1 protein-coding gene is annotated in these 11,849 nt (G+C 76.3%); it reads right to left on the reverse strand.

The window, feature by feature from the left end; all coding sequences use genetic code 11:
* Positions 1-75 precede the first annotated feature (75 nt).
* Entirely contained in the window at positions 76-11,844 is an 11,769-nt protein-coding gene (locus ACFYST_RS22650) for an SDR family NAD(P)-dependent oxidoreductase (RefSeq protein ID WP_387865128.1), read from the reverse strand.
* Between the last annotated feature and the right edge of the window lie 5 nt (positions 11,845-11,849).

Consider the following 11,849-nt stretch of genomic DNA (forward strand, 5'->3'; position numbering starts at 1 on the left):
CTCGGGCTGCTCGGGTCTCGTCCCGAAGGACGCGGGGGATGCGGGGGAAGCTGGGCGCGCGGGCCGGTGCCCTGGTCATGCGGACCCCAGCTGCCGGTCGAGGTACTCGAACATCTCGTCGTCGCTGGCCGCCTCGATCAGGTCAGGAGCCAGATCGTCCAGGTCGTCCAGGTCGTCCGGGTCGCCCGCGGGGCGGGCGGCGGCCGGTGCCCCGCCGGGCAGCGGGCGGGACAGCACGTCCCGGATCCGGGCGGCGAGTTCCTCGCTGACGCCGTCCGGCGGCAGGGCGTCGAGCAGGGTCTCCAAGGCGTCGAGGCCGGCCCGGACCGCCGCGTCGCCGGTCGGACGGGCGGCGCCGGCCCGCTCGGCGAGGTGGCGGGCGAGTGCCTCCGGGGTGGGGTGGTCGAAGACGAGCGCGGCCGGCAGCCGCAGCCCGGTCGAGGACGCCAGCCGGTTGCGCAGTTCGACGCCGGTGAGGGAGTCGAAGCCGACGTCCTTGAACGGGCGGGCCGGGCGGATCAGGTTCGGCGAACTGTGGCCGAGCACCGCGGCGGCGGTGCCGCGCACCAGGTCGAGCAGGGTCCGGTGCAGCTCGGCCTCGGGCAGCTCGGCGAGCTGCGCCGCCATCGAGCGGGTCGGCGCCTGCGCCGGGGCGGCGCCGCTCCGGGCGGGGCGGACCAGGCCGCGGAGCACGGCGGGCAGCCGGTCGTCCGCCCGCAGCACGGACGGGGCGATCCTGGCCGCGAGCCGGTAGGCGTACGGGGAGTGCAGCGCCGCGTCGAACAGGGCGAGGCCCTCCGCCGAGGTCAGCGCGCCCGCCCCGGTACCCCGGCCCGAGGTGACCGCCGCGGTCATCTCGCTGCGTTCCTCCCACAGGCCCCAGCCGATGGACAGGCCGGGCAGCCCCTCGACCCGGCGTTCGGCGGCGAGGGCGTCGAGGACGGCGTTGGCGGCGGCGTAGTTCGCCTGCCCGGCCGCGCCGAACTGGGCGGCGCCCGAGGAGAAGAGCACGAAGTGCGTGAGGTCGAGGTCCTGGGTGAGTTCGTGCAGGGCCAGCGCCGCGTCCGCCTTGGGCCGCAGGACGCGGTCGAGCCGGTCCGGGGTCAGCCCGGCGATCGTGGCGTCGTCCAGGACGCCGGCCGCGTGGACGACGGCGGTCAGCGGATGCGCGGCGGGCACCGACCCGAGCAGGGCGGCGAGCGCGTCCCGGTCGGCGACGTCGCAGGCCGCGACGGTCACCGACGCGCCGAGCCCGGTCAACTCCCGCACCAGCTCCGGCATTCCGTCGGCGGACCCGCCCCGGCGGCCCGCCAGCAGCAGGTGCCGGGTGCCGTGCGCGACGACCAGGTGCCGGGCCAGCAGCCGTCCCAGGGTGCCGGTGGCCCCGGTGACCAGAACGGTCCCCTCGGGGTCCGGCGCAGCGGGCAGCAACAGGACGTTCTTGCCGACGCCCCGGGCCTGGCTGAGCGAGCGCAGCGCGGCCGGGGCCTGCCGGACGTCCCAGCCGGTGACGGGCAGGGGACGCAGCACCCCCCGCGCGAACAGGTCCAGGATCTCGGCGAGCATCTCGCCGATGCGCTGCGGACCGGCCTCCATCAGGTCGAACGCCCGGTAGCGCACCCCGGGGTGCTGCCGGGCGACCGCCTCGGGGTCGCGGACGTCGGTCTTGCCCATCTCCACGAACCGGCCGCCGTTCGGCAGCAGCCGCAGACCGGCGTCGACGAACTCCCGCGCCAGGCTGTCGAGCACGAGGTCGACGCCGCGCCCGCCGGTGGCCGTCAGGAAGGTCTCGGCGAAGTCGGTGGTGCGGGACGAGGCGATGTGCCCGTCGTCCAGTCCGCCGGCCCGCAGGGCGTCCCACTTGGCGGGGGAGGCCGTCGCGAACACCCGCGCACCGGCGTGCCGGGCGAGTTGCACCGCCGCCATGCCCACGCCGCCGGCCGCGGCATGGACCAGGACCGACTCCCCTCGCCGCAGTTTGCCGAGGTCGAACAGGCCGTAGTACGCGGTAAGGAACACCACCGGCACGGATGCGGCGCGGGCGAAGGACCAGCCCGCCGGTATCCGGGCGACGGTGCGGCGGTCGGCGACGGCGGTCGGGCCGAACGCGCCCCCGAAGATCCCCATCACCCGGTCCCCGGGCGCCAGGTCGTCCACGCCCGGGCCCACCTCGATGACGGTGCCGGCGCCCTCGCTGCCCAGGCCCTGGTGTTCGGGGTCGGGGTCCAGGCCGAGCGCGGCGATGACGTCGTGGAAGTTCAGCCCGGCGGCGCGCACCGCGATCCGCACCTCGCCCCGGCCCAGCGGGGCGAGGGCCGCGGGAGCGGGCTCCGCCACGATGTCCTCCGGCGAGCCCTGGCCGTCGCTGGTGAGCCGCCAGGCGGCGCCGTCCGGCAGGGACAGCGTGCCGTCCGGCCGTCCGCCGCGGACCAGCCGCGGCAGCAGCGGCGGGCCGGTCCGCAACGCCAGCTCGGGTTCCCCGGCGGCGAGCGCCCCGGGCAGGGCGTCCGCCGGCTCGACGGCCTTGGCCGCGTCGACGAGGACGAAGCGCCCGGGGTGTTCGGCCCGCGCGCTGCGCACCAGGCCCCACAGCGCGGCCTGGGCGGGATCGACGGGACGGTCGACCGGTCCGGTGCGGACCGCGTCCCTGGTGAGCAGGGCCAGCCTGGCCGCGGCGAACCGCTCGTCGGCCAGCCACTGCCGCACGAGCGCGAGGCCCTGGTGCGCGGTGGCGCGGACCCGGTCGGCGGGGTCGGGCAGCTCGGCGGTGGCGACGGCCGCCACGATCACCTCGGGGAGTGCGGCGCCCGCTTCGAGGGCGGCGCCCAGGGTGTCGAGGTCCGGCCAGGACACGGCGGCACCGGGGACGGCGCCGCCGAGGGCGGCCCAGGTCGGCACGGCGCCGTCGGCCGGGTCGGTCGCCGGGGTCCAGTCGAGGCGGTACAGCAGGTCGGCATGAGCACTCCCGGCGAGCGGCCCGCCCGCGGCCGGCGGCCGCAGCAGCAGGCCCTCGACGCCGATCACCTGGCGCCCGGACAGGTCGTGGGCGTGCAGGCTCACCGAGTCCGGCGCGTCGGCGGCGAGCCGCACGCGCAGCATGGTGGCCCCGGTGATCCCGCTGGTCACACCGGTCCAGCTGAAGGGCAGCCGGGCCCCGCCGTCCTGGTCGGGCAGCAACGCGGCGGTTTGCAGGGCCGCGTCCAGCAGCGCGGGGTGCAGCACGCATCCGGCGGCGTCGGCGTGCTGCTGCTCCGGCAGCACCACCTCGGCGAACACCTCGCCGCCGCGGAGCCAAGCGGCCCGGATGCCGCGGAAGGCGGGCCCGTAGTGGTAGCCGGCCTCGGCGAAGCGCTCGTAGAGGTCGCCGGTGTCCACGGGTTCGGCACCGGACGGCGGCCAGCTCAGCAGGCCGGCCGCGGTTCCGGCCGGGTCCCCGGGTGCCAGGGTGCCGGTGGCGTGCTCGGTCCAGGACGCGTCGGCGTCCCGTGCCGTCCGAGCGAACACGCTGAGCCTCCGCCGGCCGTCGCCGTCGGGCCCGGCGACCCGGAGCTGCAGATGGGTGGCCTCCTCGTCCGGGAGCACCAGAGCCGATCCGAGGGTGAGCTCCTCGACCACCGGGCAGCCCGCCTCCGCCCCTGCGCGCAGCGCGAGTTCGAGGAAGGCCGTACCGGGGAGGAGCACGACGCCCGACACGGCGTGGTCGGCGAGCCAGGGGTGGGTGCGCAGCGAGATCCGGCCGCTGAGCAGCAGCTCACCGGAGTCCGCGACCTGCACCGCCGCACCGAGCAGCGGGTGCCCGGTCGTGGCGAGACCGGCCGAGGCGACGTCCTGGCTCGTGGTCGGCACGTCGAGCCAGTAGCGGGTGCGCTGGAAGGCGTACGTCGGCAGTTCGACGCGGCGCGCTCCCGGGAACGCCCCCGACCAGTCCACCTCCAGCCCGCGCTCCCAGCCGCGTCCGACCGCGCGCAGCACCTGCGCCGGGCCGCCCTCCCCGCGACGCAAGGTCCCCAGCACCACGGCATCCGCGCCCGCGGCCTCGACCGACTCCCCCACCGCCACGCCCAGCACCGCGTGCGGACTGGACTCGACGAAGAACCGGAAACCCTCCCCCAGCAGCACCTCGGTGGCCTTGCCGAACTCGACGGTCTCCCGCAGGTTCCGGTACCAGTACTCGGCGTCCAGCGACTTCGTGTCCAACCAGCCGCCCGTCACCGTCGAGAAGAACGGCACCCCACCCGAAACCGGCGCGATCCCGTCCAGGTCGGCCAGCAGACGCTCGCGGACCTCCTCCACATGCGCGGAGTGCGACGCGTAATCGACCTCGATCAAACGCGCCCGCACCCCCTCCCCCACCAGCTCATCCACCAGCGCGCCAACCGCGTCAGCATCGCCCGAGACCACCGTCGACGACGGACCGTTCACCGCCGCCACCGACAACCGGCCCATCCGTTCGCGCACCACGTCCACCGGCAGCGGCAACGAAGCCATACCGCCACGCCCCGCCAGCGCGCGGATCGCCAGGGAACGCAGCGCGACCACCCGCGCGCCGTCCTCCAGGCTCAGACCACCAGCCACGCACGCAGCGGCGATCTCACCCTGCGAGTGGCCGACCACCGCGTCCGGAACGACGCCGAACGCACGCCAGACCTCCGCCAGCGACACCATTACGGCCCATAGCACCGGCTGCACCACATCGACCCGCGCCAGCAGAGCCTCCGAGCCCAGCGCCTCCGCCAACGACCAGTCGACGTACGGCGCCAGCGCCCGCTCACACTCCGCCATCCGCCCGGCGAACACCTCCGACCCGGCCAGCAGCTCCACCGCCATCCCGACCCACTGCGAACCCTGACCCGGGAACACCAACGCCACCCGACCGGAAACCAGCCCGCCGCCCGCCCCTGCGGCGCCCTGCGCCAGCGCGGTCAGGTGCTCGGCGAGGTTGTCCTCCGTGCCCACCAGCACCGCGCGGTGTCCCAGCGCGCTGCGGCCGGTGGCGAGGGAGAAGGCCACGTCCGCGGCGCGGACGCCCGACCCGTCTGCGATCCGGGCCGCCAGCGCTGCGGCCTGGGCGTGCAGCGCCTCGGGGGTGCGCGCCGAGAGGAGCAGGGGGACGGTCTCCGGTGTCCCGGGCTCGCCGACGAGCGTGTCAGCGGAAGCCGTCGGGTCGGCCGGGGCCTGTTCGAGGATGACGTGGGCGTTGGTACCACTGACGCCGAAGGAGGACACGCCCGCCCGGCGCGGGCGTCCCGTGTCGTCCCACTCCCGGGCCTCCGTCAGCAACCGTCCGGCACCCGCCGACCAGTCCACCTCGGGCGTCGGACCGTCCACGTGCAGGGTCTTGGGCATCACGCCGTGCCGCAGCGCCAGCACCGACTTGATGACGCCCGCGACACCGGCGGCTGCCGAGGCGTGGCCGATGTTGGACTTCAGCGAGCCGATCCACACCGGCCGGTCCGCCGGCCGCCCCTGCCCGTAGGTGGCCAGCAGCGCCTGCGCCTCGATCGGGTCGCCCAACCGCGTCCCCGTACCGTGCGCCTCCACCACGTCCACGTCCGAGGCCGTCAGCCCAGCGTCCGCCAGCGCCGCCCGGATCACCCGCTGCTGCGACGGACCGTTCGGCGCCGTCAGACCATTGCTCGCACCGTCCTGGTTCACCGCCGAACCGCGCACCACCGCCAGCACCGGATGCCCGAGACGCCGCGCGTCCGACAACCGCTCCAGCAGCAGCATGCCGGTGCCTTCGCCGAAGGCGGTCCCGTCGGCGGCCGCAGCGAAGGACTTGCAGCGGCCGTCGGGGGCGAGTCCGCCCTGCCGGCTGAACTCGACGAACAGTTCGGGGCTGCACATCACGTTGACGCCGCCGGCCAGGGCCAGCGAGCACTCACCGGAGCGCAGCGCCCGGACCGCGAGGTGCAGGGCCACCAGCGAGGACGAGCAGGCCGTGTCGATGGTGACCGCGGGGCCTTCCAGGCCGAAGTAGTAGGCCAGGCGTCCGGAGACGATGCTTCCCGAGTTTCCGGTGCCGAGGAATCCCTCGACGTCCTCGGGGATGTAGGGCAGCAGCCGGGCGGCGTAGTCCTGCTGCATCAGGCCGACGTACGTGCCGACGGCGGCGCCGCGCAGGGTGGACGGGTCGATGGCCGCGCGCTCGAAGAGCTCCCAGGTGGTCTCCAGCAGCAGCCGCTGCTGCGGGTCCATGGCGAGGGCCTCGCGCGGCGAGATGCCGAAGAACTCGGCGTCGAAGTCGGCGGCGTCGTGCAGGAAGCCGCCGTGCCGGGTGATGGAGGTGCCGACGCGGTCGGGGTCGGGGTCGTAGAGCGCGTCGGGGTTCCAGCCCCGGTCGGTGGGGAATTCGGAGATGCCGTCGCGGCCCTCGGCCAGCATCCGCCACAGCTCCTCGGGAGAGCTGACGCCGCCGGGGAGGCGGCAGGCCGCGGAGACGATCGCGATCAGGTCGTCGTCCGCGTCCCGGTCCCGGCCGGCGGGCACAGCGGGTACGGCGGGCGTGGCGGCCGGGGCCGTGTCGGTGAGTCCGGCGCGCAGGAAGGCCGCGAGCGCGGCCGGGGTGGGGTGGTCGAACACCAGGCTGGCGGGGAGCCGCAGGCCGGTGGCGGCGTTCAGGCGGTTGCGCAGTTGCACCGAGGCGAGCGAGTCGAATCCCAGTTCACGGAACGCTCGTCCGGCGTCGAGGGTGTCCGGGGTGGCGTGGCCGAGGACGGCCGCCGCGTGGGTGCGGACGAGTTCGACGAGCAGCCGGGTCCGTCCGGTGCCGTCGAGGGCCGCGAGGCGCAGGCGCAGGGCGTTGTCGTCGGCCTCCGCCGCGGTGGCCGCGGCGGCCTTGCGCGGCGGTGTGCGCACCAGGCCGCGCAGCAGCGGCGGCAGGGTGCCGTCCGCCGCCGCGGAGCGCAGAGCAGCGGCGTCGAGGCGCATCGGGACCAGGGCGGCCCGGTCCACGGTGAGGGCGGTGTCGAAGAGTGCGAGTCCCCGCTCGGTGGAGAGCGGCGGCATCCCGGACCGGGCGAGGCGTCGTACCTCGTCCTCGCCCAGGTGTCCGGTGAGGGCGCTGGGCTGCTCCCACAGGGTCCAGGCCAGGGACTGGCCGGCCAGCCCCGCCGCCCGGCGCCGGACGGCCAGGGCGTCGAGGAAGGCGTTGGCGGCGGCGTAGTTGGCCTGTCCGGGGCCGCCGAAGGTGCCCGCGGCCGAGGAGAAGAGCACGAAGTGCGCGAGGTCGAGGTCGCGGGTCAGTTCGTGCAGGTGGAGGGCGGCGTCGACCTTGGGGCGCAGCACGGCGTCCACCCGCTCGGGGGTGAGTGCGGTGACGACGCCGTCGTCGAGGGCGCCGGCGGTGTGGACCACGGCGGTCAGCGGGTGTGCGGGCGGCAGGTCCGCGAGGACGGCGGCCAGGGCGGCCCGGTCGGCGGCGTCGCAGGCGACGATGGCGGCCTCGGCGCCCAGCGCGGCGAGTTCGGCCCGCAGTTCCTGGGCCCCGGCGGCGGCCGGGCCGCTGCGGGAGAGCAGCAGCAGGTGCCGGACGCCGTGCCCGGTGACCAGGCGGCGGGCGACGTGGGAGCCGAGCAGGCCGGTGCCGCCGGTGACGAGGACCGTGCCGTCCGGGTCGAAGGCCCGGTGCGGCCCGGCCGCACCGTCCGAGGGGACCCGGGCCAGTCGGGGGACGCGGACCTCGTCGCCGCGGACCGCGGCCTGCGGTTCTTCCGAGGCGAGGGCGGCGGCGACGGCCGCGGCGGTGCCGTGTTCGTCGTGGGCGTCGAGGTCGAGCAGGGCGAAGCGCCCGGGGTGTTCGGAGCCGGCCGAGCGGACCAGGCCCCAGAGCGCGCTGTGCGCGGGGTTGCGGACGTCCTCGCCCTCGCGGGCGGCGACCGCGCCGCGGGTGGCGAACACCAGGCGCGAGTCGGCGAAGCGGTCGTCGGCGAGCCAGGTCCGGACGTCGGCGAGGGCCTGGTGGACGGCCGCGCGGACCGCCGCGGCCGGGTCGGCCGCGGGCTCGGGCTCGGGCTCGGCGCGGACGAGCAGGACCGTTTCGGGCACCGGGGCTCCGGCGTCGACGGCGGCCAGCAGCGTGGCCAGGTCCGCGGTGCGGTGGACGGGTGCGCCGCTGCCGCGCGGGGGTGCGGTGACCCACTCCGTCGCGTAGAGGTCCTGGTGGTGGCGGCCGCGGGGGGCGGGGTCGGCGCCGAGGGCGGCGGTGCCGGCGGGTCGCAGGACCAGCGCGTCCACGGTCGCCACGGGGGCGCCGGTCGCGTCGGCGACGGCGAGCGCCACCGCGTCGGGTCCGGCGGGGGTGAGCCGGACCCGGATCGCCCCGGCGCCGGTGGCGTGCAGGGTCACGCCGTTCCAGGAGAACGGCAGCCGGCCCTCGGGGTGGGCGTCCGCGCCGGGGGTGCCGGGGACGCCGGTGGCGTGCAGGGCCGCGTCCAGCAGCGCCGGGTGCAGGCCGAAGCGGGCGGCGTCGGGGGCGGTCCCAACCGGCCCGGCGGGCACGACGGCTTCGGCGAACAGTTCGTCGCCGCGCCGCCAGGCCGCGCGCAGGCCCTGGAAGGCGGGGCCGTAGGCGAATCCGCCCGCCGCGAAGCGGTCGTACAGCCCGTCGAGGGCGAGGGGTTCGGCGCCGGGCGGCGGCCAGGGCATCGGCCCGGCGGCGTCGTCCGCCCCGTCCTCGGCCAGGAGGCCTTCGGCGTGCTTGGTCCACTCCTCGTCGAGGTCGCCGTCGGCGGGTGCGTCCGGCCGGGAGTGCAGGCTGAGCGGGCGGTGGCCCCGGGTGTCGGGGGCGCCGACGGTGAGGCGCAGCACGGTGCCGCCGTGTTCGGGCAGCACCAGGGGGGCCTGCAGGGTGAGTTCCTCGACCCGGGGGCAGCCGACGCGGGCTCCGGCCTGGAGCGCGAGTTCCAGGAAGGCGGTGCCCGGGAGCAGGGCCCGGCCGCCGACGGCGTGGTCGGCGAGCCACGGGTGGGTGCGGGCCGACAGGCGGCCGGTGAGGAGCAGGCCGTCGCTGTCGGCGAGGACCACGACGGCGCCCAGCAGCGGGTGGTCCGCGGGGGTCAGTCCGGCGGAGCCGACGTCGGCGGCGGGTGCGGCGCCGTCCTCGAGCCAGTACGGGTCGCGCTGGAAGGCGTAGGTGGGCAGTTCGACCCGGCCGGGGCGGCGGCCGGCGAAGACGGCGTCCCAGTCCGGGGAGACTCCGCGCAGGTGGAGTTCGGCCAGCGACTCGGTGAACCGGCGCGGGCCGCCGTCATCGCGGCGCAGGGTGCCCACGGCGGTGGCGTCGGCGCCCGCGTCCTCGGCGGTCTCCAGGACGCCGACGGTGAGGACGGGGTGCGGGCTGCTCTCCAGGAGGACCTGGTAGCCGTCGGCGAGCAGGGCGCGGGTCGCCTGCTCGAACAGGACGGTCCCGCGGAGGTTGCGGTACCAGTAGTCGGCGTCCAGGACGGTGGTGTCCTCGAGCAGGCCGCCGGTGAGGGTGGAGTAGAAGGGGACGGCGGCGGGGCGGGGGGTCAGTCCGTCGAGCCGGGCGAGCAGTTCGGTGCGGAGGTCCTCGACGTGGACGCTGTGCGAGGCGTAGTCGACGGGGATGCGCCGGCTGCGGACGCCCAGGGCCGCCGTCCGGTCGAGGAACGCGTCGAGCGCGTCGGTGTCGCCGGAGACCACGGTGGATTCGGGTCCGTTGACGGCGGCGACGGAGAGCCGGCCGTCCCAGGGGGCGAGGTGTCCGGCGACCTGTGCGGCGGGCAGGGCCACCGAGGCCATGCCACCGCGGCCGGACAGCGCGCGGATCGCCCGGCTGCGCAGGGCGACGACCTTCGCCCCGTCCTCCAGGCTCAGCGCTCCCGCCACCACGGCCGCCGCGATCTCGCCCTGGGAGTGGCCGATGACGGCGCCGGGGGTGATGCCGTGGGAGCGCCACAGTTCGGCCAGCGAGACCATGACGGCCCACAGCGCCGGCTGCACCACGTCGACGCGCTCGGCCGGCGGGGTGCCGGGGGCGCCGCGCAGGACGGCTTCCAGCGACCAGTCGACGAAGGGGGCCAGGGCGCGTTCGCAGTCCGCGATGCGGGCGGCGAAGGCGGGGGCGGAGTCGAGCAGTTCGACGGCCATGCCGGCCCACTGGGATCCCTGTCCGGGGAACACCAGGGCGACTTCGCCGCCGGTTCCGGCGGTGCCGAGGACCAGGCCGGGGGCGTCGAGGCCGGCTGCCAGGGCGTCGAGGCCGGCCCGGAACTCGTCGGGTCGGGTGCCGATCAGGACCGCCCGGTGCTCGTGCGCGGCGCGGGTCGTCGCGAGGGCGTGGCCGACCTCGGCCGGGCCGGGTCCGGGGTGGGCGTCGAGGTGGTCGCGGAGTCGTGCGGCCTGGGCGCGCAGCGCTTGGGCGGTGCGTCCGGAGAGCACCCAGGGGAGGACGGCGGGGGCGGCGGGGGCGGCGGGTTCGGCGGCCTGTTCCAGGACGGGCTCGTCCGCCTGTTCCAGGACGACGTGTCCGTTGGTGCCGCTGACGCCGAAGGAGGAGACCGCGGCCCGGCGCGGCCGTCCGGTCTCGGGCCAGGGGGTGTTCGCGGTGACCAGGCGTACCGCGCCCGCGGTCCAGTCGATCTGCGGGGACGGGTCCTGCGCGTGCAGGGTGGGCGGGACGGTGCCGTGCCGCATGGCGAGGACGGTCTTGATGACGCCGCCGACGCCGGCCGCCGCCTGGGTGTGCCCGATGTTCGACTTCAGCGAGCCGAGCAGCAGCGGTTGCCCGTCCGCGCGGTCCTGCCCGTACGTGGCCAGCAGGGCCTGGGCCTCGATCGGGTCGCCCAGCGGGGTGCCGGTGCCGTGCGCCTCGACCACGTCCACGTCGGCGGGGGTGAGTCCGGCGTTGGCGAGGGCGTGCCGGATGACGCGCTGCTGGGCGGGGCCGTTGGGGGCGGTGAGCCGGCTGCTGGCGCCGTCCTGGTTGACGGCGGTGCCGCGGATCAGGGCGAGCACCGGGTGGCCGCCCCGCCGGGCGTCGGAGAGACGCTCGAGCAGGAGCATGCCGACGCCCTCGCCCCAGCCGGTGCCGTCGGCGGCGGCGGAGAAGGACTTGCAGCGGCCGTCGCGGGCCAGGCCGCCCTGGCGGCTCATCTCGACGAACGGGACGGGTGTCGACATGACCATCGCGCCGCCGGCCAGGGCCAGGGTGCAGTCGCCGGCCCGCAGGGCCTGGGCGGCGAGGTGGATGGCGACCAGCGAGGAGGAGCAGGCGGTGTCGATGCTGACCGCCGGGCCCTCCAGGCCGAAGGTGTAGGCGACGCGGCCCGAGGCCACGCTGTCGGAGCTGCCGTTGCCGATGTAGCCGGCCACGTCGTCGGGGACGTGGCGCAGCCGTACCGCGTAGTCCTGGTACATCACTCCGGCGAAGACGCCGGTCCTGCTGCCCCGCAGGGTCGCGGGGTCGATGCCGGCCCGTTCGAACGCCTCCCAGGTGGTCTCCAGGAGGAGCCGCTGCTGCGGGTCCATGGCGAGCGCTTCACGTGGGGAGATCCCGAAGAAGCCGGGGTCGAAGTGCCCGACCTCGTCGAGGAAGCCGCCCAGGGAGGTGTGGCTGGTGCCTTCACGCAGCTGTTCCGGGTCGTCGAGGTGGTCGAGGTCCCAGCCCCGGTCGGCGGGGAAGCCGGTGATGGCGTCGGTGCCGTCGGTGACCAGGCGCCACAGGTCCTCGGGGGACCGTACGCCGCCGGGGTAGCGGCAGCTCATCGCGACGACCGCGATCGGTTCGCGGCTCGCTTCCTCGGCCTCGGTCAGGCGTCGGCGGGTGTGGTGCAGGTCCGCCGTCACGCGCTTGAGGTAGTCCCTCAGCTTGTCGTCGTTCACCATCG

Source organism: Kitasatospora sp. NPDC004614 (assembly GCF_042873675.1).
Lineage (GTDB): Bacteria > Actinomycetota > Actinomycetes > Streptomycetales > Streptomycetaceae > Kitasatospora.